Genomic DNA, 26400 nt, shown 5'->3' with positions numbered 1-26400 from the left:
ACGGGACGATGCCGTGCTCGCCGGTGCCCTGATCTGGCACGTTCCCCGCGCGTCCGGTTCCCGATGCGGAACCCGTCCGGTGGCCCGGACCGGCGGGCCGGACGCGGCGCGGTGCCGCCGGCGCGCTCAGAGCGCGGCCGCGCCCTTCTCCCGCAGCGCCTGGTCGTACTGCTGGAGCACCCACAGCTCGTTCTGCACGGCGGCCAGCCGGGCGGGGTCGCCCTGTGCGGTGGCGCGCGCGAGGGCGCCCTGGACGTCGCGCACCCGGCGCTCGACGGCGCGCCTGCGGACGGTCACCAACTGCTCGCCCGCATAGGCCTCGTCGACGGTCTTGCGCATGATCGCCTCGACGGCCAGCTCCGTGACCATGGCGCGGATCGTGTCGTCCGCAGCGGCCTCGCGCACCCGGACCAGGTACTCCTGCGGGTCCTGCGCCCCGTACTCCGCGCCGCCCGCCTCCATGATCGTCTCCCGGACGGCCGCGTACGGCGGGGCGGTGAACTCGTCCGTCCCGTACGCGTCGAAGGCCGGGGAGACCAGCTCGGGACGCTGGAGGGCCAGTTTGAGGAGCTCGCGCTCGGTGGCGAAGACCGGGTTGCGCAGGGTCAGGGCCGGGCCGGAGGGGGGCCGCGGACCGCTGTTCTCGTACTGCTGCGGGGCGCGGCCGCCGTTCACCGGCGCGGGGCCCTTGCCGCCGCGGTCGCGGGCCCAGCGGGCCAGCTGGGCGACCCGCTTGACGACGAACTGGGTGTCGAGGATGCCGAGCATGCCCGCGAGCTGGACGGCGACCTCGTGCTGGGCGCCGCTGTTCTTGATGCGGGCCACGACGGGCGCGGACTCGTCGAGTGCGGCGGCGCGGCCGGCGGGGGTCTCCAGGTCGTAGCGGGCGACGATCTGGCGCAGGGCGAACTCGAAGAGCGGGGTGCGCGGTTCGACCAGGTCGGCGACGGCCGCGTCGCCCTTGGCCAGGCGCAGCTCGCAGGGGTCCATGCCGTCCGGGGCGATCGCGATGTACGTCTCGGCGGCGAACTTCTGGTCGTCCTCGAAGGCGCGCAGGGCGGCCTTCTGGCCGGCCGCGTCGCCGTCGAAGGTGAAGATCACCCGCGCCGAGCCGTTGTCCATCAGGAGTCTGCGCAGGATCTTGATGTGGTCGTTGCCGAAGGCCGTGCCGCAGGTCGCGATGGCGGTGGTGATGCCGGCGAGGTGGCAGGCCATGACGTCGGTGTAGCCCTCGACCACGACGGCGCGGCTGCTCTTGGCGATGTCCTTCTTGGCGAGGTCGATGCCGTAGAGGACCTGGGACTTGCGGTAGATCGGCGTGTCGGGCGTGTTGAGGTACTTGGGCCCGTTGTCCGACTCGTAGAGCTTGCGGGCGCCGAAGCCGACGACCTCGCCGCCGATGTCGCGGATCGGCCACATCAGGCGGCCGCGGAAGCGGTCGATGGGGCCGCGGCGGCCCTCCTGGGCGAGCCCGGAGAGCTGCAGCTCCTTGTCGGTGAAGCCCTTGCCGCGCAGGTGGCGCACGAGGTGGTCCCAGCCCTGGGGGCTGTAGCCGACGCCGAAGTGCGTGGCGGCCGACTGGTCGAAGCCCCGCTCGGCGAGGAACTTGCGGCCGGTGTCGGCCTCGGAGCTGGTGTCGAGCTGCTCGATGTAGAACCTGGCGGCGGCCTGGTGGGCCTCGACCAGCCGGATCCGCTCGCCGCGCTGGTGGGAGGGGTTGTAGCCGCCCTCCTCGTAACGGAGGGTGATGCCCGCCTGTCCGGCGAGGCGCTCGACGGCCTCGGAGAAGGTGAGGTGGTCGACCTTCATCACGAACGTGATGGTGTCGCCGCCCTCCTGGCAGCCGAAGCAGTGGAAGAGCCCCTTGCTCGGGCTGACCTGGAAGGAGGGCGACTTCTCGTCGTGGAAGGGGCACAGGCCCTTGAGGTTCCCGCCGCCCGCGTTGCGCAGCTGGAGGTATTCGGACACCACGGCGTCGATCGGGACCCCGTCCCGAACCGCCTTCACGTCCTCGTCGTTGATCCTGCCTGCCACGCGCAGAGTCTACGGGGACGGTGTGACAGCGCAGTCCCCCCGTCGGTCATGGGACCAGGTCGGCCAGCGGAACGCGCGGGTCCGCGAGCGCCTCGGTGTCCACCCGCACCCCTGTCCTGATCAGCTGCTGGACGGTTTCTGTGACGTCCCACACATTGACGTTCATCCCGGCCAGCACACGTCCCTCCTTCACCCAGAAGGCGATGAACTCGCGCTTGCCCGCGTCTCCCCGGATCACCACGTGGTCGTACGTCCCCGGGGGCGCCCAGCCCGAGTACTCGAGCCCCACGTCGTACTGGTCGGAGAAGAAATAGGGCACCCGGTCGTACGTCGTTGCGTGGCCCAGCATCGCGCGGGCCGCCGCCGGGCCGCCGTTCAGCGCGTTCGCCCAGTGCTCGACGCGCAGCCGGGTGCCGAACAGGGTGTGGTGGAAGGCGGCCACGTCACCGGCGGCGTGGATGTCGGGGTCGGAGGTGCGCAGCTGCCCGTCGACCGCGATGCCGCCGCCGTGGGCGCGGTCGGCGAGCTCCAGGCCCGCGGCCTCGGCGAGGCCGGTGCGCGGGGCGGCGCCGATCGCGGCCAGGACGTCGTGCGCGGGGTGCTCCTCGCCGTCGTCGGTGCGGGCCGCCAGGACCATGCCGTCCTGGCCGGTGATCTCGGTGAGCCGGGCGCCGAAGTGGAAGCGGACGCCGTGCTCGCGGTGCAGCTCGGTGAAGAGCTCGCCCAGCTCGGGACCGAGCACGCCGTGCAGCGGGGTCGGCTCCGGCTCGACGACGGTGACCTCGGCCCCGTACTCGCGGGCGGCCGCGGCGATCTCCAGGCCGATCCAGCCGGCGCCGGCGATGACCAGGTGCCCGTTGTCCCGGCCGAGGGCGGCCAGTACCTGCTTGAGGCGCTCGGAGTGGGCGAGGCGCCGCAGGTGGTGGACCCCGACGAGGTCCGTGCCGGGGATGTCCAGGCGGCGCGGCTCGGCGCCGGTCACGAGCAGCAGCTTGTCGTAGTGGACGAGCGTGCCGTCGTCACCGAAGCGGACGGTCTTCGCGGTCCGGTCGATGGCGTCGACGGTCTGGCCGAGGTGCAGCTCGACGTCGTTGCTCGCGTACCAGGCGGGCTCGTGGACGAAGACGCTGTCGCGCTCCTCCTTGCCGAGCAGGTAGCCCTTGGACAGCGGCGGGCGCTCGTACGGGTGGTCCCGCTCGTCGCAGATCAGTATCACGCGCCCGGTGAAGCCCTCCGTCCGGAGGGTCTCGGCCGCCTTGGCGCCGGCCAGGCCTCCTCCGACGATGACGAATGTCTGATCTGCGTCGACCACTTGATGCCTCCTCGTAACGGTGTCGCCACCTGCGAGCGTCCCGCACGCAGCGTGATGGGGGAAGAGGGGGTGGGCCGATCAGGCCATCAGGGCTCCCTGGGGTCACGTCCCCCTCCGGACGTCACACCCGCGCCCTGAGTCTCGCGTGCAGGGAGCGCGCGGCGGCGTCCGTGAGCGACGCGATCTGGTCGACGATCACCCGCTTGCGGGCGCGGTCGTCGGGCGACCGGTCGAACAGGGCGCGGAACTGCGGGTCCAGGCCCTCCGGCGCCCGCTCGGTGAGTGCCTCGGCCAGCTCGGCGACGACGATCCGCTGGTCGACGCGGAGCAGCTCCTGCTCGGCGCGCTGCATGACGTACCGGTCGGCGACGGCCTTGAGGACTGCGCACTCCAGGCGGGCCGCGCGCGGTACGACCAGCTCGGCGCCGTAGCGCGTGAGCCGGTCCGTCCCGTACGCGGCCCGGGTGGCGCCCTCCGCGGCGAGGCAGAACCGGCCGATGAGCTGACTGGTGGCGTCCTTCAGCCTGGCCTGGGCGATCGCCGAGCCGTCGTAGCCGTGCGGCCACCACTCCTGTTCCAGGAGCCGGTCCAGGGCCGCCGCCAGCTCGGCGGGGTCGGTGTCCGCCGCCACGTACCGCCCCACGGCGACCCGGAAGACCTCCTGCCGCTCGGGCTCGGCCTGCAGGCAGCCGGGGTCGATGTGGCCCGCGTGCAGGCCGTCCTCGACGTCGTGCACCGAGTACGCCACGTCGTCGGCCCAGTCCATGACCTGTGCCTCGAAGGTCGTACGGGTGCCGGGGGCGCCCGCGCGGATCCAGTCGAAGACGGGGCGGTCGTCCTCGTAGACCCCGAACTTCGGGGAGTGCGGGTCGGTGGGGTGGGCGCCGCGCGGCCAGGGGTACTTCGTGGCGGCGTCGAGGGTGGCGCGGGTGAGGTTGAGGCCGACGCTGACGAGGTCGTCGCCGGCCACGACGGCCGCCGACGGGACGGTCTCGCCGCGCACGAAGCGCTTGGGCTCGATGCGGGTGAGGAGTCTGAGCGACTGGGCGTTGCCCTCGAAGCCGCCGCAGTCCTCGGCGAACTCGTTCAGCGCCTGTTCCCCGTTGTGCCCGAAGGGCGGGTGGCCGAGGTCGTGGGAGAGACAGGCGGCCTCGACCAGGTCGGGGTCGCACCCGAGGGCGGCGCCGAGCTCGCGGCCGACCTGGGCGCACTCCAGGGAGTGGGTCAGCCGGGTGCGGGGGGTGGCGTCCCAGGCCTGACTGCGGGCTCCGGGGGTGACGACCTGGGTCTTGCCCGCCAGACGGCGCAGCGCGGAGGAGTGCAGGACGCGGGCGCGGTCGCGCTGGAAGGCGGTGCGGCCGGGGCGCTTGTCCGGTTCGGTGGCCCAGCGGGCCACCGCCGTGGGGTCGTAGGAGGGGGGCGGGGTCCGGTGCTCGTACGCGAGTGGGGGGTGGGTGGTGTCGGTGCTGGTGCCTTCCATGTCTCGACAGTAAGCGGAGCCACCGACAATCGGGGCGCGGGTGCGCCGTGGCCGAACGCCCCGGTCCGAGCGGAGCGCTTACGCCGGGGCCAGTGCCCGCAGCGTGCTCGCCGGGGCCGCGAGCGCCTGCTCGTAGCGGTGCAGGACGAGGCGGGCCATCGCCGGGTGGGCCCCCAGGGGGGCGGCGGCGAGCCGGGGAGCGGCTGCCGCGCACTCGGTCGAGAAGCGGCCCGGGGCCGTGAAGTAGGAGGCCACGGCAACGCGGTGGCGGCCCCGGGCGGCCAGGTCCCGTACGGCCTGCGGGACCGTGGGGGCGGCGGCGGAGGCGTACGCGGGCACGACCGGGACGCCGAGGCGGTCCGCGAGCAGCCCGGCGGTACGGCGGGTGTCGACGGCCGCGTCGGGGTCGCGCGAGCCGGCCGCGGCGAGCACGACGCCGCTCGTCCGGCGCTCGGCGTCGCCCGGCGTGCGCCACCCGGCCTCCACGAGCCGCGCGTGCAGCGTCTCGACGAGCAGCGGGTGCGGGCCGAGCGGCGCGGCGATCCGGGTGCGCGCCGGCGAGGCGGCCGCGGCCTCGGGGATGTCCTGCTTGACGTGGTGACCGCGGCTCAGCAGCAGCGGTACGAGGACCGCGTCACCGGTGCCGAGGGCGGCGAGCGTGTCGGGCAGCAGGGGCGCGTTCAGCTCGATGTGCCCGAGGTGCACGGGCAGGCCGGGGCGCAGCTCGCGGATCCGCTCCATGAGGGTCCTGATGGTGCTCAGGGCCCGCGGGTCGCGGCTGCCGTGCCCCACCAGGACGAGCGCGGGCGGGGCGGGGAGCCGGTTGCTGATGCGGTTCGTGCGGTGCGCCGTCATGCCTCAAGGGTGCCGGTACGAGGTTGCCTCGCCGTTGCGCCGCAGTGACGGAGCTTTTCCGGGGCTTCACGGCGGGGTGCGCGCAGGTGTGAGGCGCCGTGGGCGGGGCGCGTGACCTGTGCGGAGTGAACCGGATCACCGTGGGCGGCGTCTCCCGGGGGGAGGCCACCCGGGGAGGGACCGTCCATGCGTCGTCCGAGACTGCCGAAGCCGCCGCAGGCGCCGAAGCTGCCGCAGGCGCTGCGGTCGATGAGGGTGTCCGGGTTGCTGCGGCTGCCGCGTACCCGGACCGGACGGCGGCGCGCCGTGCAGGCCGTGATGGCCGGGTGCGTGCTCGGGCTGCTCCCGGCGACCTGGATGTACACGGCCGCGGGCGACCGGCTGAGGACGACGGCGGACGTGCCGCGCACCGAGGTCGCGGTCGTCTTCGGGGCGGGCCTGTGGCAGGGCGAGCCCTCGCCGTACCTCGCGCACCGGCTGGACGCGGCGGCCGGGCTGTACCGGTCCGGCCGTGTCAAGGTGGTGCTGGTCACCGGCGACAACAGCCGCGAGGACTACGACGAGCCGGACGCGATGCGCACCTACCTCACGGAGCGCGGGGTGCCGGACGGGCGCATCGTCAGCGACTACGCCGGCTTCGACACCTGGGACTCCTGCGTACGCGCCAAGAAGATCTTCGGCGTGGACGAGGCCGTACTGATCAGCCAGGGCTTCCACATCCGGCGCGCGGTCGCCCTCTGCCAGGAGGCGGGCGTCGAGTCGTACGGGGTCGGCGTGGACGACGTGCACGACGTGACCTGGTACTACGGCGGTGCGCGCGAGGTGGTCGCGGCCGGGAAGGCGCTCCTGGACGTGGTGTTCGAGCCGGATCCGATGTTCCTGGGCCCCGAGGAGCCGGGCGTGGAACGGGCGCTGGCGGCGGCCGCCGCACGGTAGCCGGCGGAAAGCGGACGGTGGGCGGCGGGCGGCGGGGAGCGGGGAGCGGACCCGCGGGCGGGACGCCCTCACGGCCGGCCGGTCCGTGCGGGGAGGTCTCCGTGCCTGCCGCGTAACGGGGTGCGCGCCGCCGCGTAACACGTGCGACGCACGCTGGGCCGTATGCAGACCTCCGTGACGCCCACCCACTGCCCGTACTGCGCGCTGCAGTGCGGCATGAACCTGACGCCCGTGCCGGACGGCGTGGGCGGCACCGTGGTCGAGGTGACGGAGCGCGCCGACTTCCCGGTGAACCGCGGCGCCCTGTGCGGCAAGGGCAGGACCGCGCCCGCGCTGCTGTCGTCCCGGGTGCGGCTGACCACCCCGCTGGTCCGGACGGACGGCGTGCTGCGGCCGGCCGGCTGGGACGAGGCGCTCGACCGGATCGCCGAGGGGCTGTCCCGTACGCGTACGGAGCACGGTCCGGACGCGTGCGGGGTCTTCGGCGGGGGCGGGCTGACCAACGAGAAGGCGTACACGCTCGGCAAGTTCGCCCGGGTCGTGCTCGGCACCTCGCAGATCGACTACAACGGACGCTTCTGCATGTCGTCCGCGGCGGCCGGCGGTCTCAAGGCCTTCGGCCTGGACCGGGGACTGCCCTTCCCGCTGGAGGACATCCCGAAGGCGGGGTGCGTCGTCCTGGTCGGCTCGAACCTCGCCGAGACCATGCCGCCCGCTCTGCGCTACCTCACGGAACTGCGGGAGAACGGCGGCAGACTGATCGTCGTCGACCCGCGCCGCACCCGCACCGCCGAACAGGCCGACCTGCACCTGGCACCCCGCCCGGGTACGGACCTCGCCCTGGCGCTGGGGCTGTTGCACCTCGTGGTGGCGGAGGGGCGTACGGACGAGGCGTACATCCGGGAGCGCACGAGCGGCTGGGAGGAGGCGCGGGCCGCGGCGATGGCGCACTGGCCGGAGTACGTGGAACGGATCACGGGGGTGTCCGTTCCCGAACTCCGCGAGACGGTGCGGATGTTCTGCGAGCCGGAATCCGCGATGGTGCTCACCGCGCGCGGACCCGAGCAGCACTCCAAGGGGACGGACACGGTCGGCGCGTGGATCAACCTGTGCCTGGCGACCGGGCGGCCGGGGCGGCCCTTCTCCGGGTACGGCTGCCTCACCGGGCAGGGCAACGGGCAGGGCGGGCGCGAACACGGCCAGAAGGCCGACCAGCTGCCCGGCTACCGCAAGCTCGACGACCCGGCGGCGCGGCGGCACGTGGCCGAGGTGTGGGGCGTCGACCCGGACTCGCTGCCGGGTCCCGGCCGCAGCGCGTACGAGCTGCTCGACGCGATGGGCACCGACATCCACGCGCTGCTGCTGATGGCGTCGAACCCGGTGGTGTCCGCGCCCCGGGCCGCCCACATCGAGGAACGGCTGCGCTCGCTCGACTTCCTGGCCGTCGCCGACGTGGTGCTCTCCGAGACGGCGGAGCTCGCGGACGTCGTGCTGCCCGTCACCCAGTGGGCCGAGGAGACGGGCACGACGACCAACCTGGAGGGCCGGGTCCTGCTGCGCCGGCAGGCGATCACGCCGCCGGACGGCATCCGCAGCGATCTGCACGTGATGCACGAACTGGCCGACCGGCTGGGCGTGGAGAAGGGCTTCCCCACGGACCCGGAGGAGGTCTTCGAGGAACTGCGCCGGGCCAGCGCGGGCGGCCCCGCCGACTACTCGGGCATCACGTACCGGCGCCTGGCGGAGGAGCAGGGGGTGTTCTGGCCCTGCCCGGCGGAGGGCTCCGCGGGTTCCGCCGGTTCCGCCGGTGAAGGGGGCGAGGGGGGCGAAGTGCCTGCGGTCCACCCCGGAACGCCCCGCCTGTTCCTCGACCGGTTCGCCACCGCCGACGGGCGCGCCCGTTTCGTGGCCGTGCACCACCGGCCGCTGGCGGAGGAGCCCGACGAGGCGTACCCGGTGCTGCTGACCACGGGCCGGGTGGTCTCCCAGTACCAGTCCGGCGCCCAGACCCGCCGCGTCGACGAGCTGAACGCCGCCGCGCCCGGCCCCTTCGTGGAACTGCATCCCCGGCTGGCCGAGCGGCTGGGGGCCGTGGAGGGGGAGCCCCTGGCGATCGTGTCCCGGCGCGGGCGGGCGGTGGCGCCCGCGCGGATCACCACCGCGATCCGGCCCGACACGGTGTTCATGCCGTTCCACTGGCCGGGCGAGGGCCGCGCCAACACCCTGACCAACCCGGCCCTCGACCCGACGTCCCGCATGCCGGAGTTCAAGGCGTGCGCGGTGCGGCTGGAACGGGTGCCGACGGCGGCGGAGAGGGCGACGGGCTGAGGTGGCCGGGCCGCCGCGGGCCGAGCGCGCGGTTCCCCGCGCCCCGTACGGGGCCCCGGCAGCTGCCTGCGCGGAAAAGCCGTGGTGGCTCGGCCGTCCGTCCCGTTACGCTCCGGCAGCCCTTGTCTTTCAGGGGCGCGGGGAACCGCGCGGCCGGCCACGACGCGCCCGCGCCCGCAGTCGACGTCCCGGCCCACGGAGCCCCATGCCGCCGCCCTCCCCCGCCCCGAAGATGCACCCCGACGAGCTCGACATCGACGCGGCACTGGTGGAGCGGCTCGTCGCGGGGCAGTTTCCCGCGTGGGCCGGGCTGCCGGTGAAGCGGGTGGTGTCGGCCGGGACCGACAACGCCATGTACCGGCTCGGCGACGACATGGTCGTACGGCTGCCCCGGCTGCCCGGCGGAGCGGGGCAGGTGGCGAAGGAGCAGCGGTGGCTGCCCCGGCTCGCACCCCACCTCCCGCTGGCCGTGCCCGAGCCGCTGGCCGAAGGAGCACCCGGGGAGGGGTACCCGCTGCCGTGGGGCGTGTTCCGCTGGCTGGACGGCGACAACGTCCACGACGCGCCGTTCACCGACGGCACCCGGCTCGCCGACGCCGCCGTGTCGTTGGGCCGGTTCGTGGCGGCGCTGCGCGCGGTCGACGCCGTCGGCGGGCCGCCGTCCTGGCGCGGCGGCCCGCTCACCGACGACGACCGCGTCCGCGCGGCCATCCGCGACCTGGGCGCGGACGGCCGCGCGGACGCGGCCGGCGCGACCGCCGCCTGGGAGGACGCCCTGCGGGTCCCCCGGTGGGACGGCGCCCCCGTGTGGCTGCACGGTGACCTCCTGCCCGGCAACCTGCTGGCCCGGCAGGGCCGGCTCAGCGCGGTCATCGACTTCGGCGGGCTCGGCACCGGCGACCCGGCGGCCGACGTGCTCGCCGCCTGGGCCGTCCTCACCCCCGGGACACGGCGCCTGTTCCGGGACGCCGCCGGGGCCGACGACGCGACCTGGGCCCGCGGGCGCGGCTGGGCCCTGTACTTCGGGCTCACGGCGGAGCACCACTACCGGGTCACCAATCCCGTCCTCGCGGCGGTGGGGCACCGGGCGGTCGCGGAAGCCCTCGCCGACACCGAATAGAGCGGGCGTCGGCCTCAGCTCCCGTACGGGCGCACCGCCTTGGCGGCCCGCAGCGCCGACGCCCACCACGCCAGCTGGTCCAGCATCGCCTTCGCCGCCGCGTCCGGGGCCGCCGGGTCCCGGTGCCGGCCCGCGTCGTCGAAGGACGCGCCCGCGTGGTGGAAGGACACCGTGTCGCGGACGGTGACGGCGTGCAGCTCGGCAAAGACCTGGCGGAGCTGCTCGACGGCACGCAGGCCGCCCGAGACCCCGCCGTACGAGACGAAACCGACGGGCTTGGCGTGCCACTCCTCGTGGTGCCAGTCGATGAGGGCCTTGAGCGAGGCGGGGAACGAGTGGTTGTACTCGGGGGTCAGGACGACGAAGGCGTCCGCCCCGGCGAGCCTGGGGGTGACCTTCGCCAGTTCGGCGGCCACCTCCGGGGACGGGGAGGAGGACAGGGCCGTCGGCAGCCGCGCGTCGGCCGTGTCGACCACCTCGGCCACGAGGTCGTCACGGCCGCGGAACCGGCCGAGCAGCCAGTCGGCGACGACGGGACCGAAGCGGCCCTCCCGGTTGCTGCCGAGGATGACGGCGACCTTCAGGGGTTCGGCGGAGGGGGCGGGAACGTCCGTGGTGGGGTTCATGGAGCGAGCCTCACACCTCGACCAAACTTGAGGTCAAGCCCGAACCTGAGTCGCGCAGGCCCCGGTCACCCGTTCACACGTGCCGCCCGCCGCCTCCTGGTTCTTTCTGCCCTTACACCCCGGACACGGCGGTGACCTGGCGAAACGTCACCGGCCGATGCGCGCGGGACGGCCGGACGACACCCGTTCACCGCACTTCCGACGTGACATCAGGAGGCGGGTGCCCCCGACTGCCACTTACCTCGGTAGGGCAAGGGCGTGACCGACGCAGCGGCGCACGAGGGTCGCGGGTCCGCCCCCTCGACAGGAGCAAGCACGATGCGCACAGCCCGTCTGCTGACCGGTACCGCGCTCGCCGTCGCCACGGCGGGCCTCTGCGCGGCGTCCGCGTACGGGGCGGCCGGCGCGGGGTCCGTCGAGCTGTACCCGGCCACCGTCGTGCCCGGCGCCGAGGTCACGGTGAACACGGCGGCGTGCGGGGCGCGCGACGCGGTGTCCGGGGACGCCGGCGCCGTCGGCGCGGGCAGGTTCACGCTGATCCCCAGCGCGCACGAGGGCGACGCGGTCGGCCACTTCGAGGTGCCGCCGTCCGCGCAGCCGGGCACGTACGAGATCGTCGCGCGCTGTTCGAGCGGCCCGCCGATGACGGCGGACCTGGTGGTCACGCTCACCTCCACCCAGGAGAGCAGGCCGCAGGAGAGCAGTCCGCAGCGGGCCGACCCGCAGGGGAACCCGCAAGGCGATCCGCAGGGCGATCCGCGGACCGACCCACGGGTCGATCCGCGGGTCGATCCGCGGGGGAGTGTGAAGACGGGGGTCGGCGGCGCACTCGGCCCCGACCCCGTGCAGACCGCGGCGGGAGTGGCGGCCCTGGCCGTCGCCGCCGCGGGCGGTACCTGGCTCCTGCATCGCCGGGCGAGAGGCGACGGGATCTGACGGACACCCTCCGCTGTCCACTGGTACCGCCGTCCCCGCCCCCTCCCGGCCCGACGCCCCTCGCGGCCCGGAGGGGGACGCGGGACATCCGCACCGTTCCAGGGGTCTCCGGGCCGCCGGGAGTCCCCGGTCGCCGAATCACCGAATCACCGAATCACCGAGAGGGGCCGACGTGCGCCGGTTCAGCAATGTCTCCATAGCCGCCGTCACCCTCGTCGCCCTGCTGTGCGGGACCTGGCTGCTGCACCGGGGCGCCGGGGCGCACGCGCCGCCCCAGCCGACGCCCGCCCAGGCCCGCGCGGGCGGCCATGTGGACCGGCCCGCCGCCGCCGCGCTGCCGCGCTCGGCGCCCGCCCGCGTCCGGATCCCCTCGATCCGGGTGGACGCCCCCCTCATGGGTCTCGGCCTCACCCCGCAGGGCAGCCTCGACGTGCCGCCCGCCGCCAGGAAGAACCTCGCCGGCTGGTACGAGGCCGGCACCGCGCCCGGCGAGAGGGGCACCGCGATCGTCGCCGGCCACGTCGACAACGCCGAGGGCCCCGCCGTCTTCTTCCACCTCGGAGCCCTGAAGAGGGGCGGCACGATCGAGGTCGGGCGCCGGGACGGCAGCGTCGCGCTCTTCTCGGTCGACGCGGTCGAGGTGTACGACGCCCGCGACTTCCCGGACGAGAAGGTGTACGGGGCCGCGGGGCGCCCGGAGCTGCGTGTGATCACCTGCGGGGGCGGCTGGTCGGCGGGCACCGGCTACCAGGGCAACGTGGTCGTCTTCGCCCACCTCACGGGCAGCCGCCCGGCGGCGGCCCGGGGCTGACGCGCCCTCACCGCCGGAACCACAGCCGGAACTACAGCCGGAACTACAGCCGGAACTACAGCCAGAAGTCGTACGCCAGCTTCGCCACCAGCGCGAACACCACCGTCAGCAGCACGACCCGGACGAATCCGCTGCCCTTCTTGAGCGCGGTGTGCGCCCCGACCATCCCGCCGGCCAGGTTGAAGACGGCCATCAGCGCGGCGAGCTGCCAGAAGACCGTGCCCTTCCAGGCGAACGTGGCGAGGGCGCCGGCGTTGGTGCAGCAGTTGACGATCTTCGCGGTGGCGGAGGCCCGTACGAGGTCGAGGTGCAGCAGCGCGGTCAGCGCGAGCACGAGGAACGTACCCGTGCCGGGGCCGACGAGCCCGTCGTAGAAGCCGATGCCCAGGCCCGCGAGCCCGATCGCGGCCAGCACGCGGCGCGGGGGGACGGGCTCGGCGGAGGGTGCCGTGCCGAAGGCGGGCTTCATGATCACGAAGGCGCCGACGCCGAGCAGGACGACCATCACGACCGGTTTCAGGATCTCGGTGCTCATCCCGGTGGCGACGAACGCCCCCGCGGTGGAGCCGACGAGCGCCGCGAGCCCGATCCGGACCGCCGTGCCGACGTCCACGGGCGCCTTGCGCGCGTAGGTCACCGCCGCGCCCGTCGTCCCGACGATCGCCACGGCCTTGTTGGTGCCGAGCGCGTACTGGGCCACCGAGCCCGTGTTGGGCAGTCCGAGCAGCAGCGCGGGGAGGAGGAGCAGCCCGCCGCCGCCCACGACCGCGTCGATCCAGCCGGCCGCGAGTGCGGCGAGGCACAGGACGACGACCGTGGTCAGTGAGATGTCGGGCATGATCGTGAGCCTAGGGACGAGGTAGATGCGCCGTCCATCGATCCCGGGAACCTTGAGGGTCTTCTGAGCTTCCCGGACCGGGCCCATCCCCGGAGACCAGGAGGCCAGGAGACCCGGAGGCCCGAAGACCAAAAGGCCCGGAGACCAGGAGATCAGGAGGCCGGAAGGCCAGGAGGGTCGGCCCGGGGCGGGGCCCTCACATCCGGGTCCGGGTGCCGCTGAGGGCAGCGTTCCCCGCGGGAAACAGTCGTGATGCGGACGGGTAACACCGGCACCGCACGCTGCGGTACATGACCTCGAATACGCGTGTGGTGGTGATCGGCGCCGGCCTCGCGGGCGTACGTCTCGCCCGCAGGCTCGGAGAGCTCGGTGTGTCCGCCGTCCTCGTCGGTGAGGAGGAGCACACCCCGTACAACCGGGTCCTGCTCGCGGAGGTCCTGGCCGGGCGGTACGCCCCCGAGGTCATCGCCCTCCCGGCGCCCGAGCGGCTGACCCGCGGCCGGGTGGTGCGCATCGACCGCGCGGAGCGGCGGGTGCACCTCGCCGACGGTGCGGTGATCGCATACGACACGCTGGTCCTGGCCACCGGCTCGAACCCGGTGCTCCCGCCCCTGCGCGGGCTGTTCGGCCCCGGCCGGCCCGAACTGCCGGAGGGCGTCCACGCGTTCCGCACCATGGACGACTGCCTGGGCCTGTCCGGCGCCGTCCGGCGGGACACCCGGGCCGTCGTCATCGGCGGCGGACTGCTCGGCGTCTCGGCCGCCCGCGCGCTCGCCGAACGCGGCGCGCAGGTGGTGCTGGCCCAGCAGGGCGAGCGCCTCATGGAACGCCAGCTCGACCCGGCCGCGTCCCGGCTGGTGCTGCGCCACCTCACGGAGCTCGGCGTCGAGGTGCACACCGAGACCCGGGTGCGCGGTGTGCGCTGCGTCGAGGGCGCGGTCCGCTCGGTCGAGATGGCCGACGGGTACGCCCTCGACGCCGACCTGGTGGTGCTGGCCTGCGGAGTGCATCCGCGGGTGGGCCTCGCCCGGGACGCGGGGCTCGCCGTGCACAAGGGCGTCATCGTCGACGACGAACTGCGCACCTCCGACCCGCAGGTGCGGGCCATCGGCGACTGCGCGCAGCACGACGGCCAGGTGTACGGACTGGCCGCCCCCGCGCTCGAACAGGCGGGTGTCCTGGCCGAGTTGCTGGCCGGGGCGCGGACCGGGTCACCGGCCGGATCACCGGCGGGGTCGTCTGCCGGGTCCTCCGCGGAGTCGTCCGCGGGGGCCGCGTCCGCGGACGTCGCCGCTGTCGGCTACCGCGGCACCCGCGCCCTCACCCGGCTGACCCTCTCCCCCGGCAGTCCCCTCGGCTCCGTCGACCGCCCCGGCTCCGGTGACCGCCCCGGCACCGGCGGTCCTCTCGACCTCGCCGTCTTCGGGGAGCAGACCCCGCTCCCCGGTGACGACGTCGTCCAGCTCACCGACGCGACCCGCGGCACCTACCGCAAGGTCGTCGTCCGCGACGACCGCCTGGTGGGCGGGGTGCTCGTCGGCGAACTCGGCACCGTCGGCGCGCTCGCCCGCGCCTGGGAGGGAGCGGAGCCGCTCCCCGCGGACGGCGCCCCGCTGCTCCACCTGCTCACCAACGATGGAGGCTCCTGATGTCCACGACCGCACCTGTGGGGACCGGGCCCCGGCCCACGATCGTGCTCGTCGGCCACGGCATGGTCGGCCAGCGCTTCCTGGAAGCACTCGTCGAGCGCGGCCTGACCGCCACGCACCGCGTGGTCGTGCTGTGCGAGGAGCCGCGTCCCGCGTACGACCGCGTACAGCTGACCTCGTACTTCTCGGGCCGCACGCCCGAGGAACTGTCCATGACGGACAGGGGGTTCATCGAGGACCACGGGATCGAGCTGCACCTCGGGGACCCGGCGGAGACCGTCGACCGGGCCGCCCGCAAGGTCACCGCCCGCTCGGGTCTGGTCGTCGGCTACGACACGCTGGTCCTCGCCACCGGCTCGTTCCCCTTCGTGCCGCCCGTGCCGGGCAAGGACGCCGAGGGCTGCTTCGTCTACCGCACCATCGAGGACCTGCTCGCCATCGAGGAGTACGCGAAGGCGCGGGCGACGACCGGCGCCGTGGTGGGCGGCGGACTGCTCGGCCTGGAGGCCGCCGGTGCGCTGAAGGGGCTCGGACTCGCCACCCACATCGTGGAGTTCGCGCCGCGGCTGATGCCCGTCCAGGTCGACGAGGGCGGCGGCGCCGCACTGCTGCGCACCATCGAGGACATGGGCCTGACGGTCCACACCGGCACGGGCACGCAGGAGGTCGTCACCGGTGACGACGGCGCCGTGACCGGCATGAAGCTCTCCGACGGCTCCACGGTCGCCACCGACCTGGTGGTGTTCTCGGCCGGCGTACGCCCCCGTGACCAGCTCGCCCGCGACAGCGGGCTCACCGTGGGCGAGCGCGGCGGCATCAGCGTCGACGAGCAGTGCCGTACGGTCTGCGATCCGCACGTCTTCGCGATCGGCGAGTGCGCGCTGGCCTCGGACGGCCGGGTCTACGGCCTGGTGGCCCCCGGCTACGAGATGGCGCAGACGGCGGCCGCCACGATCGCCGCCGACGCGGCCCCCTCCACCGGCGCCGCCGTCGCCGCCTCCTTCACCGGCGCCGACCTCTCGACCAAGCTGAAGCTGCTCGGCGTCGACGTCGCCTCCTTCGGCGACGCGCACGGCGCCGCCGCCGACTGCCTCGACGTCGTCTACTCGGACTCCCGCTCGGGCACGTACAAGAAGCTGGTCATCGGACGGGGCGGGGAGCTGCTCGGCGGCATCCTGGTCGGCGACGCGGAGGCGTACGGCACCCTGCGCGCCTTCACCGGCTCGGTGCCGCCGATCGCCCCGGAGCAGCTGGTCCTCCCCGCCGGGGCCGGCGCGCCCGTCCAGCTCGGCCCGTCCGCCCTGCCGGACGAGGCGATCATCTGCTCCTGCCACAACGTCACCAAGGGCACGATCCGCGGCGCCGTCACCGAGCACTCCTGCACGACGGTCCCCGAGGTCAAGAAGTGCACCAAGGCCGGTACCGGGTGCGGCAGTTGCGTCAAGGTGCTGGGCCAGCTCGTCACCTCCGAGCTGGAGGCGAGCGGCGTCGAGGTCGACAAGGGCCTGTGCGGCTGCTTCTCGCAGACCCGCGAGGAGCTGTACGAGATCGTCCTCGCCCTGCGCATCTCCTCCTACCAGCAGCTGCTCGACCGCTACGGCCGCGAGGGCGCGCGGGGCGGCGACGGCTGCGAGGTCTGCAAGCCCACGGTCGGCTCGGTCATCGCCTCGCTCGCGCCCACGATCGGCGCCGAGGGCTACGTCCTGGGCGGTGAGCAGGCCGCCCTCCAGGACACCAACGACCACTTCCTCGCGAACCTGCAGAAGAACGGCTCGTACTCGATCGTGCCGCGCATCCCCGGCGGCGAGATCACCCCCGAGAAGCTCATCGTGATCGGCGAGGTGGCCCGCGACTTCGGCCTCTACACGAAGATCACCGGCGGCCAGCGGATCGACATGTTCGGGGCGCGCGTCGAGCAACTGCCCGTCATCTGGACCCGGTTGGTGGACGCCGGCTTCGAGTCCGGGCACGCGTACGGAAAGTCGCTGCGGACGGTCAAGTCGTGCGTCGGGCAGACCTGGTGCCGCTACGGCGTCCAGGACTCGGTGCGCATGGCCATCGACCTGGAGCTGCGCTACCGGGGCCTGCGCTCCCCGCACAAGCTCAAGTCGGCGGTCTCCGGGTGCGCCCGCGAGTGCGCGGAGGCCCAGTCGAAGGACTTCGGCATCATCGCCACCGCCGGCGGCTGGAACCTGTACGTCGGCGGCAACGGCGGCGCCACCCCGCGCCACGCGGACCTGCTCGCCCAGGACCTCTCCGACGCCGGACTGATCCGCCTCATCGACCGGTTCCTGATGTTCTACATCCGCACGGCCGACCGCCTGGAGCGCACCTCGACCTGGCTGGAGCGGATCGACGGCGGCCTGGACCACGTCCGCGACGTCGTCGTGGACGACTCGCTGGGCATCTGCGAGGAACTGGAGTCGCTGATGGCGGCCCACGTCGCGAACTACCGCGACGAGTGGGCCGAGACCATCAACGACCCGGAGAAGCTGTCCCGCTTCGTCTCCTTCGTCAACGCGCCGGACACCCCCGACCCGGTGGTGGGGTTCGTCCCCGAGCGCGACCAGATCAAGCCCGATCTGCCGCTGCTGACCATCGGCACCCGCCCCCTGGAAGGAAGCGCCCAGCGATGACGCTCGCACCCGAGACGACCACGACGCTCACGGTCCGGCTCCGGCCGGCCGGACCGGACGGCACGGCCGCCGACGCCGACGCCGACTGGTTCGCCGTGTGCGACCTGTCCGTGCTGATCCCCGGCCGCGGGGTGGCCGCCCTGCTCCCGGACGGCCGTCAGGTGGCGCTCTTCATGGACCGTACGGGCCGGATGTACGGGATCGACAACCGCGATCCGTTCTCCGGCGCGGCCGTCCTCTCCCGCGGCCTCACCGGCTCCCACCAGGGCCGTCCCTTCGTGGCTTCCCCGCTCCTGAAGCAGCGCTTCGACCTGGAGTCGGGCCGCTGCCTGGACGACGAGTCGGTGGCGGTGACCACGTACGAGGTGCGGGCGGGGTAGGGCCGGCACCGGCACCGGCACCGGCACCGGCACCGGCGAGAAGACCGCCGACCTGGCGGAGACCGGCGGCAGCGGCGCCACCGCGTACCTCGCGGCCGGCGGCGCGGCCGTCCTGCCGGCACGCGCCGCGGGGGCGGCACCCCGCACAAGGTGCCGCCCCCGCGGTTTCTTTCGTGCGCCGGGGCCGTGATCCGTCGGTGAGGGTGGGACGGTGGATCACGGCCCCGGGGTCTCGCGGACCGGGGCCACCGGTGGTCGCCGCCGGTCGGCTACCGGTGGTCGCTGCCGGTCGAGGACGAGGCCGCCCGGCCCGCCTCCAGCCGTGCCACCGGGATGCGGAACGGTGAGCAGGAGACGTAGTCGAGTCCCACCTCGTGGAAGAAGTGGACCGACTCCGGGTCGCCGCCGTGCTCACCGCAGACACCGAGCTTCAGGTCGGGCCGGGTCTTCCGGCCGGCCGTCACGGCGTCGCGTACGAGCTTGCCGACGCCGTCCCGGTCGATCGTCTCGAACGGGGAGACCCCGAAGATGCCCTTCTCCAGGTAGGCCGTGAAGAAGCTGGCCTCCACGTCGTCGCGGCTGAAGCCCCACACCGTCTGGGTCAGGTCGTTGGTGCCGAAGGAGAAGAACTCGGCCGCCTCCGCGATCTGACCGGCGGTCAGCGCGGCCCGCGGCAGCTCGATCATCGTGCCGAGCGCCAGTTTCAGGTCCACGCCGGTGTGCTCCCGCACCTCGGCGATGACCTGCTCGGCCTCGTCCCGCACGATCTCCAGCTCCTGGACCGTGCCGACGAGCGGAATCATGATCTCGGCGCGCGGGTCGCCCTTGGCGTTCCTGCGCTCGGCCGCGGCCTCGGCGATCGCCCGTACCTGCATGGTGAACAGGCCCGGGATGACGAGCCCGAGGCGTACGCCGCGCAGGCCGAGCATCGGGTTCTGCTCGTGCAGCCGGTGGACGGCCTGGAGCAGCCGCAGCTCGTTCTCGTGCGGGTCTTGGCGGGCCTCCGCGAGGGCCACGCGCACCGACAGTTCGGTGATGTCGGGCAGGAACTCGTGCAGCGGCGGGTCGAGGAGGCGGACGGTGACCGGCAGGCCGTCCATCGCCTCGAAGAGCTGCACGAAGTCCTGCTTCTGCAGCGGCAGCAGCTCCTTCAGCGACTCCTCGCGCTCGGCGTCCGTGTCGGCGAGGATCAGCCGCTCGACCAGTTCGCGCCGGTCGCCGAGGAACATGTGCTCGGTGCGGCACAGGCCGATGCCCTGGGCGCCGAAGCGGCGGGCGCGCAGCGCGTCCTCGGCGTTGTCCGCGTTGGCGCGTACGCGCAGACGGCGCTTGCGGTCGGCGAAGGCCATGATCCGGTGGACCGCCTCGACCAGTTCGTCGGCGTCGTCGGCGCCGGCGTGCATGCGGCCCTCGAAGTACTCCACGACGGGCGACGGGACGACCGGGACCTCGCCCAGGTAGACCTTGCCGGACGAGCCGTCGATGGAGATGACGTCGCCCTCCTCGACGACGTGCCCGCCGGGGACGGTCATCCGGCGCCGCTTGGTGTCGACCTCCAGCTCCTCGGCGCCGCACACACAGGTCTTGCCCATGCCGCGCGCGACGACGGCCGCGTGGGAGGTCTTGCCGCCGCGCGAGGTGAGGATGCCCTCGGCCGCGATCATGCCGTCGAGGTCGTCGGGGTTGGTCTCCCGGCGGACCAGGATGACCTGCTCGCCCGAACGGGACCACTTCACGGCCGTGTACGAGTCGAAGACCGCCTTGCCGACCGCGGCGCCCGGCGAGGCGGCGATGCCCCGGCCGATCTTCGCCGCCTTCTCGCCGCCGGCTGCCGAATCGTCGAACCGCGGGAACATCAGCTGGGCCAGCTGGGCGCCGTTGACGCGCTGCAGCGCCTCGGCCTCGTCGATGAGGCCCTGGTCGACGAGCTGGGTGGCGATGCGGAAGGCGGCGCCGGCCGTCCGCTTGCCGACGCGGGTCTGGAGCATCCACAACTGCCCGCGCTCGATGGTGAACTCGATGTCGCACAGGTCCCGGTAGTGGTTCTCCAGCGTCTTCATGATCTGCATCAGCTGGTCGTACGACGTCTTGTCGATCTGTTCCAGGTCGGCGAGCGCGACGGTGTTGCGGATGCCCGCGACGACGTCCTCGCCCTGCGCGTTCTGCAGGTAGTCGCCGTACACGCCCTGGTGTCCCGAGGCCGGGTCGCGGGTGAAGGCGACGCCCGTGCCCGAGTCGGGGCCCAGGTTGCCGAAGACCATGGAGCAGACGTTGACGGCCGTGCCCAGGTCGTGCGGGATGCGTTCCTGGCGGCGGTAGAGCTTGGCGCGCTCGGTGTTCCAGGAGTCGAAGACCGCGTGGATGGCGAGGTCCATCTGCTCGCGCGGGTCCTGCGGGAAGTCCCGGCCCGCCTCGGTCTTGACGATCTTCTTGAACTTGGTGACGAGCTTCTTCAGGTCGGCCGCCTCGAGGTCGGTGTCGACCGCGACCTTCTTGGCGTGCTTGGCCGCCTCCAGCGCGTCCTCGAAGAGGTCGCCGTCGACGCCGAGGACCGTCTTGCCGAACATCTGGATCAGCCTGCGGTACGAGTCCCACGCGAAGCGGTCGTCCCCGGCCTGCTGGGCCAGGCCCTGCACGGACCGGTCGGAGAGGCCGATGTTCAGGACGGTGTCCATCATGCCGGGCATGGAGAACTTGGCACCGGAGCGGACCGAGACGAGGAGGGGGTCGTCGGCCTGGCCGAGCTTCTTGCCCGTCTTCGCCTCGAGGGCGTCGAGGTGCGCACTCACCTCGTCACGCAGTGCCGCGGGCTCCTCGCCGCTGTCGAGGTAGGTCTTGCAGGCCTCGGTGGTGATGGTGAAGCCCGGCGGGACGGGAAGGCCCAGGTTGGTCATCTCGGCGAGGTTGGCACCCTTGCCGCCGAGGAGGTCCTTCAGGTCCTTGTTGCCCTCCGTGAAGTCGTAGACGAACTTCACGGGCTTCACGTTCTCGACGCCGCTGTCGCCGTCGTCGTCGCCGCTCGCAACTACGTGGGGATCTTTGTTTTCCGACACGGGTCTCGACTCCTCGAGGACGCGGTGGCTGCCCTGACGACGGGGAACATACCCAGATCGAAGGTGCCTGGGTACGTCCACTTGCGCGTCATACGGCTGTAACCACCCGTCCGCCACCGGATCGAAAGTCAAGAGAGAGTAAGGCGCCGGGGCCCGCAGCCTTCACCTCTTGAACGGGCTCGCGCGCACAGCCCGGAAAAGCCGCTCAGATGAGCAGCTATCGGCACGCTTGAGTTCATGCCGTAAATGATCAAAGGGTGGCACTGAGTGCCACCCTTTGAGAAGTGCAGCCGTTCAAGATCCGCTCATCTGAGCGAAACCTCGATCAGACGTGGCGAGAATCACGCCGTCGGCAATGCCGGGATTTCACCATGCGGACCCCTCGCGCGGACCCCTCCCCGGCCGGAGACACCACCGTCACACCGGCTCAGACGCCCCGGGCGAGCAGCCGCTCCTCGATCCGCTCGGGCGCGTACAGGTGCTCCACGACCAGCGCGCCCGCCCCGACCAGGGCCGCCCGGTCGCCGAGCCGCGAGGTGACCACGTCCAGGTGGGCGGTGGAGCGGGGCAGGGCCCGCTGGTAGAGCAGTTCGCGCACGCCGGTCAGGAACGGGGTTCCGGCCAGATCCCCGGCGATCATCAGGACGCCGGGGTTGAGCAGGGTCACCACGGTCGCCAGGACGTCACCGACGTGCCGCCCCGCCTCCCGCGCGAACGCCGCCGCGCCGGGGTGCCCCGACCGGAGCAGGTCCCGTACGTCCGAGCCCGAGGCCGCCGGCACCCCCGACTCCGCGAGCCTGCGCGCCACGGCGCCGCCGCCGGCGACGGCGGCGAGGCAGCCGTACGACCCGCACCTGCACAGCGCGTCGGCGCCCGCCGGGACCCGGATGTGCCCGAGGTCCCCGGCCCCGCCGTCGATGCCCCGGTAGAGCGAGCCGTCGACGACCACACCCGCGCCGATGCCGGTGGACACCTTCACCAGGACGAAGGCCGAGCAGTCGGGGTGAGCGGTGCGCTGCTCCCCGTACGCCATCAGGTTGGCGTCGTTGTCGACCAGGACCGGGACGGCCCCCGCGCCGGTGTGCTCGGTGAAGGCGCGGGTGAGGCGGCCCCTTATGTCGTAGCCGTCCCAGCCCGGCATGATCGGCGGCTGGACGACCCGGCCGGTGTCGGTGTCGACGGGGCCCGGCACGGCGAGGCCGATGCCGCACACCTCGTGCGCCGAGTGCCCTGTCTTGACCAGCAGTTCGGCGAACCGGCGGGCCAGCTCGCCGAGCACCGCGTCCGGGCCGTCCTCCACGAGCAGCTGACCCGCGTGCTCGGCCAGCGGCTCGCCGGTCAGCGACAGCACGGCCGTGCGCGCGTGCCGGGTGTCGAGGTCGGCGGCGAGGACGACCGCGTGGGAGTCGTCGAACTCCAGGCGGACCGAAGGACGTCCGCCCAGCGGCGAGTCGACCGGGCCCGCGGCGCCCTCGCGCAGCCAGCCGGCCCGGAACAACCGGTCCAAGCGCTGGCCGACCGTGGCCCGGGACAGGCCCGTGACCTGCTGCAACTCGCTCCGGGTGGTGGCACGTCCGCTGCGCACCAGCTCCAGCAGGTCGCCGGAGCCGGTCCGGCCCCCGGTCCTGACCGCCATGGCGCTGCTCCCTCCGGTCCCGGCCATCCACACCCCTTGCGTTTACCAACTCTGCATTACATATTGAGTTGTGCGTGTTAAATAGACGTAACTCTACGGCAGTTCACGCCGAACCGGCCGGCCGCATGTCTTCGGGGAGACCTGAGTGAACCGCACATCCCAGCTCACCGCACCACGCACCGCGCACCACGGCCACGGCCGGGCCGGAACAGCCGTGCACGCCCCGGTCCGCCCGGCGGGATCGCTGCACCGCCGGGCGGCCGAGGTGCTGCACGGCAACTGGACGGGCGCCTCCACGGTCCCCTCCCGCAGCCTGTATCCCCACCAGTGGTCCTGGGACTCGGCGTTCATCGCCGTCGGGCTGCGCCACCTGTCGCCGCTGCGGGCCCAGACGGAGCTGGAGACACTGCTCGGCGCGCAGTGGGGCGACGGCCGGATCCCGCACATCGTGTTCAACCCTTCCGTCCCCCTCGACGCGTACTTCCCGAGCCCCGACTTCTGGCGCTCCTCGACCGCGGGGCACGCCGCGGGCGCCCCGGGAACGGTACAGACCTCGGGCATCGTGCAGCCACCGGTGCACGCGCTCGCCGCCTGGCTGGTGCACACCGCGGACCCCGGTCTGTCCCGGTCGCGGTCCTTCCTGTCCCGCGTCTACCCGCGCCTGGCCGCCTGGCACCGCTATCTGCTGCACCGCCGGGACCTGGGCGGCGGGGGGCTCGCCTCGGTGGTCCACCCCTGGGAGCAGGGCATGGACAACGCGCCGAGCTGGGACGCGCCGCTGGCCCGGGTGACGCCAGCCCCGGCGCGCTCCTTCCGCCGCGCGGACCTGGACCACGGCGCCGCCGAGGACCGGCCCACCGACCTGGACTACGGCCGGTACGTACGCCTGGCGGCGGACTACCGGGACGGCGGGTACGAGGACGGCGGGTACGGGAACGGCGGGCGCCGCGGCAGCGGTGGCGGCAGTGGCGGCGGCGGTACCGGCGGCTTCGCGGTGGAGGACCCGGCGTTCAACGCCCTGCTGATCGCCTCCGAGCACGCGCTGGCCCGTATCGCACGGGAGTTGGGGGCCACCGGTACGGCCCGGCACGCCCGCGCGCAGCGGCTGACGGCGGCGCTGGTGGACCGGCTGTGGGACCCGGCGGAGGGCATGTTCTTCTGCCGGGACGTACGCACGGACGAACTCGTCCCCGAGCGCGGGGTGTCCGGCCTCGTCCCGCTGATCCTGCCCACGCTGCCCCGCGAGACCGCCGCGACACTCGTACGCACCCTGCGGGGACCGCACTTCGGGCTGGGCGGCGCGACCCGGCTGGTGCCGAGCTACGACCTCACCGGACACGCCTTCGACCCGCACCGGTACTGGCGCGGCCCGGCCTGGTTCAACACCAACTGGCTGGTGGAGCGCGGGCTGCGGCTGCACGGGGAGCACGCCCGCGCGCGGCAACTGCGCGACGCCCTGCTGGAGACGGCGGACACCTCCGGGTTCGCCGAGTACGTGGACCCGTACACCGGGGAGGCCTGCGGGGCGCTCGGCTTCAGCTGGACCGCGGCGCTGACGCTGGACCTGCTGCACGACGAGGGAGCCGACGCGCCCGGCGCGGCGCACGGCACCACCGAGGAGTTCGGCGAAGGTGCCTTGGAAGGGGACCTGCGATGACGGACCGGCATCATCTGCTCGTACACGGCGGGACGTTCGCGGCCGTGGACGACGGCGGAGACATCAGCGGTGTGCGGGGCGGCAGTTCGCACGCCGCCCCCGACGGACTGTTCGTGCGCGACGCCCGGCACCTGAGCCGCTGGCAGCTGACCGTCGACGGGGCGGTGCCCGAGACCCTGTCACCGGTCGCGGACGGCGACGTCGCCCGCTGCGTGCTCGTGCCGCGCGGTGGCCGGCAGGAGCCGCCCGCCCACACGGTCTTCCGCGAACAGGCGGTCGCGGAGGGCTCGTTCGTCGAGACGCTGCGGATCACGAGCAACCGCCCGGTGCCGACGACGGTCCGGATCGCGGTCACCGCGGACGCCGACTTCACGGACCAGTTCGAGCTGCGCTCCGACCACCGCACGTACGCCAAGACGGGCGCCGTCCGCTCCCGCCGGATCCTGGACGACGGCGTGGAGTTCGGCTACCGGCGCGGGGAGTGGCGGTCCTGTACGACCGTCACCGGCGAGCCCGCGCCCGACGGTGTGGAGGAGACCGGCACGGGCGCGCGGCGCCTGGTCTGGTCCCTCGGCCTGGAACCGCACGGGTCGGCCGGACTGACCCTGCGGGTGGCGGCGCGCCCGCACGGCGCGGCGCCTCCGGAGGTACCCCTCACCCCGGCCGCCGCGAACGCCCGGCTCGAAGCGCTGGAGGGGGAGTTCGCGCGGGGTGTGCCCTTCCCGACGGGCTGGCCCGAGCTGGCGGCGGCGTGCGCGCGGGGCGTGTCCGACCTGGCGGTGCTCCAGGTGCCGGCGAAGGGCCCCGACGGCGAGGACCTGCGCGTCCCCGCGGCGGGGGTCCCCTGGTTCCTGACGCTCCTGGGCCGCGACGCCCTCCTCACCTCCCTCTTCGCGCTCCCCTACCGCCCCCAGCTGGCGGCCGCCACGCTGCCCGCGCTCGCGGCGGTCCAGGCGACCGAGGTCGGCGTGGGCGCGGTGGCCCAGCCGGGCAAGATCGTGCACGAGGTGCGGCACGGGGAGCTGGCGCACTTCGGGCAGGTGCCGTACGGCCGTTACTACGGTTCGGTCGACGCCACCCCGCTCTTCCTGGTCCTCCTCGGCGCGTACGTGGAGCAGACCGGGGACGCGGTGCTCGCCCGCCGCCTGGAACCGCACGCCCGCGCGGCGGTCGGCTGGATGCTGGACCACGGCGGGCTGACCTCGCGCGGCTACCTCGTCTACCGCGCGGACGAGGGCGGGCTCGCCAACCAGAACTGGAAGGACTCGCCCGGCGCGATCTGCTCGGGCGACGGCAGCCGGCCGAGCGGTCCGGTGATGGCGGCGGGGGCGCAGGGGTACGCCTACGACGCCCTGCGGCGCACGGCGCACCTGTCGCGGACGGTGTGGGGCGACGAGGTGTACGCGGCGCTGCTGGAGCAGGCCGCGGGGGATCTGCGGGACCGGTTCCAGCGGGACTTCTGGATGGCGGACCGCTCCTTCCCGGCGCTCGCGCTGGACGGCGACGGGAACCAGGTCGACGCGCTGGCGTCCGACGCGGGGCACCTGCTGTGGTCCGGGCTGCTGGACAAGGAGTACGGGGAGGTGGTGGGGCGGCGCCTGCTGGAGCCGGACTTCTTCTCGGGGTGGGGTGTACGGACGCTCGCCGCGGGCCAGCCCGCCTACCATCCGCTGTCGTACCACCGCGGTTCGGTGTGGCCGCACGACAACGCGCTGATCACGTTGGGGCTGGCGCGGTACGGGCTGCACGACGAGGCCCGTACGGTCGCCCACGGGCTGGTGGACGCGGCGACGGCCGCGGGGCACCGGCTGCCCGAGGTCCTCGCGGGGTACGGCCGCGGGACGCATGCAGAGCCGGTCCCGTATCCGCACGCGTGCGTCCGGGAGTCCCGGTCCGCGGCCGCGCCGCTGGCGCTGCTCACGGCGGTGGGCGGCGCGTAGCGCCTGCCGGCGGGGGCTCCAATTTCGGCTGCGGGTCCGTGGGGGCTGGTCGCGCCGTTCCCCGCGCCCCTGAAAAGCAGGGCCTCGGCCCGAGCCCTCAAAGGGCGGCGCGGGGAACGGCGCCGCCGACCCGCACCGGACGGACAACCGCAAGCCGGCATCCTTCAGGGGCG

The 26400-nt window shown here is 73.7% G+C and carries 18 protein-coding genes; 10 read left to right on the top strand and 8 right to left on the bottom strand.

The window, feature by feature from the left end:
• Positions 1–126: 126 nt before the first annotated feature.
• The 4 genes from dnaG to QFZ75_RS26180 form a co-directional block, all read right to left on the bottom strand.
• Positions 127–2034, bottom strand: a complete 1908-nt coding sequence (gene dnaG / locus QFZ75_RS26195; RefSeq protein WP_307540689.1) for a DNA primase — start codon at positions 2032–2034, stop codon at positions 127–129.
• Between the two features lie 46 nt (positions 2035–2080).
• A complete protein-coding gene (locus tag QFZ75_RS26190) occupies positions 2081–3346 on the bottom strand; it encodes an NAD(P)/FAD-dependent oxidoreductase (protein ID WP_307540687.1) in 1266 nt (421 codons plus the stop codon).
• 121 nt (positions 3347–3467) lie between these two features.
• Positions 3468–4826, bottom strand: coding sequence for a deoxyguanosinetriphosphate triphosphohydrolase (locus QFZ75_RS26185; protein WP_307540685.1), 1359 nt, complete (start codon positions 4824–4826; stop codon positions 3468–3470).
• 78 nt (positions 4827–4904) lie between these two features.
• Complete coding sequence (locus tag QFZ75_RS26180) at positions 4905–5681, bottom strand: sirohydrochlorin chelatase (protein WP_307540684.1); 777 nt, start codon at positions 5679–5681, stop codon at positions 4905–4907.
• 186 nt (positions 5682–5867) lie between these two features.
• Between QFZ75_RS26180 and QFZ75_RS26175 the strand changes: the two genes are divergently transcribed.
• The 3 genes from QFZ75_RS26175 to QFZ75_RS26165 all read left to right on the top strand — a co-directional run bounded on the left by QFZ75_RS26175 (position 5868) and on the right by QFZ75_RS26165 (position 10065).
• On the top strand, positions 5868–6617 hold the full coding sequence (locus QFZ75_RS26175) for a vancomycin high temperature exclusion protein (RefSeq protein ID WP_373465945.1): 750 nt from the start codon (positions 5868–5870) through the stop codon (positions 6615–6617).
• Between the two features lie 162 nt (positions 6618–6779).
• Positions 6780–8945 carry a molybdopterin oxidoreductase family protein gene (locus tag QFZ75_RS26170; protein WP_307540682.1) on the top strand — a complete coding sequence of 722 codons (2166 nt, stop codon included), beginning with the start codon at positions 6780–6782 and terminating at the stop codon, positions 8943–8945.
• Positions 8946–9150: 205 nt separating this feature from the next.
• Positions 9151–10065 (top strand): aminoglycoside phosphotransferase family protein, encoded by a 915-nt coding sequence (locus QFZ75_RS26165; RefSeq protein ID WP_307540679.1) that lies wholly within the window; start codon positions 9151–9153, stop codon positions 10063–10065.
• 14 nt (positions 10066–10079) lie between these two features.
• On the opposite strand, the gene QFZ75_RS26160 is transcribed toward QFZ75_RS26165, so the two are convergent.
• Positions 10080–10691 (bottom strand): NADPH-dependent FMN reductase, encoded by a 612-nt coding sequence (locus QFZ75_RS26160; RefSeq protein ID WP_307540677.1) that lies wholly within the window; start codon positions 10689–10691, stop codon positions 10080–10082.
• Positions 10692–11009: 318 nt separating this feature from the next.
• Here QFZ75_RS26160 and QFZ75_RS26155 point away from each other — a divergent pair, with 318 nt between their 5' ends.
• A complete protein-coding gene (locus QFZ75_RS26155; RefSeq protein WP_307540676.1) occupies positions 11010–11627 on the top strand; it encodes a hypothetical protein in 618 nt (205 codons plus the stop codon).
• Positions 11628–11799: 172 nt separating this feature from the next.
• Complete coding sequence (locus QFZ75_RS26150; RefSeq protein WP_307540674.1) at positions 11800–12438, top strand: class F sortase; 639 nt, start codon at positions 11800–11802, stop codon at positions 12436–12438.
• A 55-nt stretch (positions 12439–12493) separates the two neighbouring features.
• Here QFZ75_RS26150 and QFZ75_RS26145 read toward each other — a convergent pair whose 3' ends face one another.
• Positions 12494–13276 (bottom strand): TSUP family transporter, encoded by a 783-nt coding sequence (locus QFZ75_RS26145; RefSeq protein WP_307540672.1) that lies wholly within the window; start codon positions 13274–13276, stop codon positions 12494–12496.
• A gap of 290 nt (positions 13277–13566) precedes the next feature.
• Between QFZ75_RS26145 and QFZ75_RS26140 the strand changes: the two genes are divergently transcribed.
• Genes QFZ75_RS26140 through nirD form a run of 3 tightly spaced genes read left to right on the top strand, consistent with a single transcriptional unit; the run spans position 13567 to position 17941 of the window.
• Positions 13567–14925 carry an NAD(P)/FAD-dependent oxidoreductase gene (locus QFZ75_RS26140; protein ID WP_307540670.1) on the top strand — a complete coding sequence of 453 codons (1359 nt, stop codon included), beginning with the start codon at positions 13567–13569 and terminating at the stop codon, positions 14923–14925.
• The gene (nirB, locus tag QFZ75_RS26135; RefSeq protein ID WP_307540668.1) at positions 14925–17561 is read left to right on the top strand and encodes a nitrite reductase large subunit NirB; all 2637 of its coding nucleotides are present in this window, start codon (positions 14925–14927) and stop codon (positions 17559–17561) included. The genes QFZ75_RS26140 and nirB overlap by 1 nt, the downstream gene beginning before the upstream one ends.
• Positions 17558–17941, top strand: a complete 384-nt coding sequence (gene nirD, locus QFZ75_RS26130; RefSeq protein ID WP_307540666.1) for a nitrite reductase small subunit NirD — start codon at positions 17558–17560, stop codon at positions 17939–17941. Before nirB ends, nirD begins: the two co-directional genes overlap by 4 nt.
• A gap of 269 nt (positions 17942–18210) precedes the next feature.
• On the opposite strand, the gene ppdK is transcribed toward nirD, so the two are convergent.
• Both ppdK and QFZ75_RS26120 read right to left on the bottom strand, forming a co-directional pair.
• Complete coding sequence (gene ppdK, locus QFZ75_RS26125) at positions 18211–20994, bottom strand: pyruvate, phosphate dikinase (protein WP_373465944.1); 2784 nt, start codon at positions 20992–20994, stop codon at positions 18211–18213.
• A gap of 427 nt (positions 20995–21421) precedes the next feature.
• Complete coding sequence (locus tag QFZ75_RS26120; RefSeq protein ID WP_307540664.1) at positions 21422–22630, bottom strand: ROK family transcriptional regulator; 1209 nt, start codon at positions 22628–22630, stop codon at positions 21422–21424.
• A 145-nt stretch (positions 22631–22775) separates the two neighbouring features.
• Here QFZ75_RS26120 and QFZ75_RS26115 point away from each other — a divergent pair, with 145 nt between their 5' ends.
• Positions 22776–24287 (top strand): trehalase family glycosidase, encoded by a 1512-nt coding sequence (locus QFZ75_RS26115; protein WP_307540662.1) that lies wholly within the window; start codon positions 22776–22778, stop codon positions 24285–24287.
• Positions 24284–26227, top strand: a complete 1944-nt coding sequence (locus tag QFZ75_RS26110) for a glycogen debranching N-terminal domain-containing protein (protein ID WP_307540660.1) — start codon at positions 24284–24286, stop codon at positions 26225–26227. Before QFZ75_RS26115 ends, QFZ75_RS26110 begins: the two co-directional genes overlap by 4 nt.
• Positions 26228–26400 lie beyond the last annotated feature (173 nt).

It is taken from the genome of Streptomyces sp. V3I8, from assembly GCF_030817535.1.
GTDB lineage: Bacteria > Actinomycetota > Actinomycetes > Streptomycetales > Streptomycetaceae > Streptomyces.
The sequence above is the reverse complement of the archived record's forward strand: the minus strand, read 5'-3'. Positions and strand labels throughout refer to the sequence as shown.

Coding starts and splice junctions, on each gene's coding strand:
- QFZ75_RS26145 (WP_307540672.1), bottom strand. CDS start 13,276: ATGCCCGACATCTCACTGACCACGGTCGTCGTCCTGTGCCTCGCCGCA.
- QFZ75_RS26160 (WP_307540677.1), bottom strand. CDS start 10,691: ATGAACCCCACCACGGACGTTCCCGCCCCCTCCGCCGAACCCCTGAAG.
- QFZ75_RS26185 (WP_307540685.1), bottom strand. CDS start 4,826: ATGGAAGGCACCAGCACCGACACCACCCACCCCCCACTCGCGTACGAG.
- nirB (WP_307540668.1), top strand. CDS start 14,925: ATGTCCACGACCGCACCTGTGGGGACCGGGCCCCGGCCCACGATCGTG.
- QFZ75_RS26170 (WP_307540682.1), top strand. CDS start 6,780: ATGCAGACCTCCGTGACGCCCACCCACTGCCCGTACTGCGCGCTGCAG.
- nirD (WP_307540666.1), top strand. CDS start 17,558: ATGACGCTCGCACCCGAGACGACCACGACGCTCACGGTCCGGCTCCGG.
- QFZ75_RS26110 (WP_307540660.1), top strand. CDS start 24,284: ATGACGGACCGGCATCATCTGCTCGTACACGGCGGGACGTTCGCGGCC.
- QFZ75_RS26165 (WP_307540679.1), top strand. CDS start 9,151: ATGCCGCCGCCCTCCCCCGCCCCGAAGATGCACCCCGACGAGCTCGAC.
- QFZ75_RS26180 (WP_307540684.1), bottom strand. CDS start 5,681: ATGACGGCGCACCGCACGAACCGCATCAGCAACCGGCTCCCCGCCCCG.
- QFZ75_RS26155 (WP_307540676.1), top strand. CDS start 11,010: ATGCGCACAGCCCGTCTGCTGACCGGTACCGCGCTCGCCGTCGCCACG.
- QFZ75_RS26175 (WP_373465945.1), top strand. CDS start 5,868: ATGCGTCGTCCGAGACTGCCGAAGCCGCCGCAGGCGCCGAAGCTGCCG.
- QFZ75_RS26120 (WP_307540664.1), bottom strand. CDS start 22,630: ATGGCGGTCAGGACCGGGGGCCGGACCGGCTCCGGCGACCTGCTGGAG.
- QFZ75_RS26140 (WP_307540670.1), top strand. CDS start 13,567: ATGACCTCGAATACGCGTGTGGTGGTGATCGGCGCCGGCCTCGCGGGC.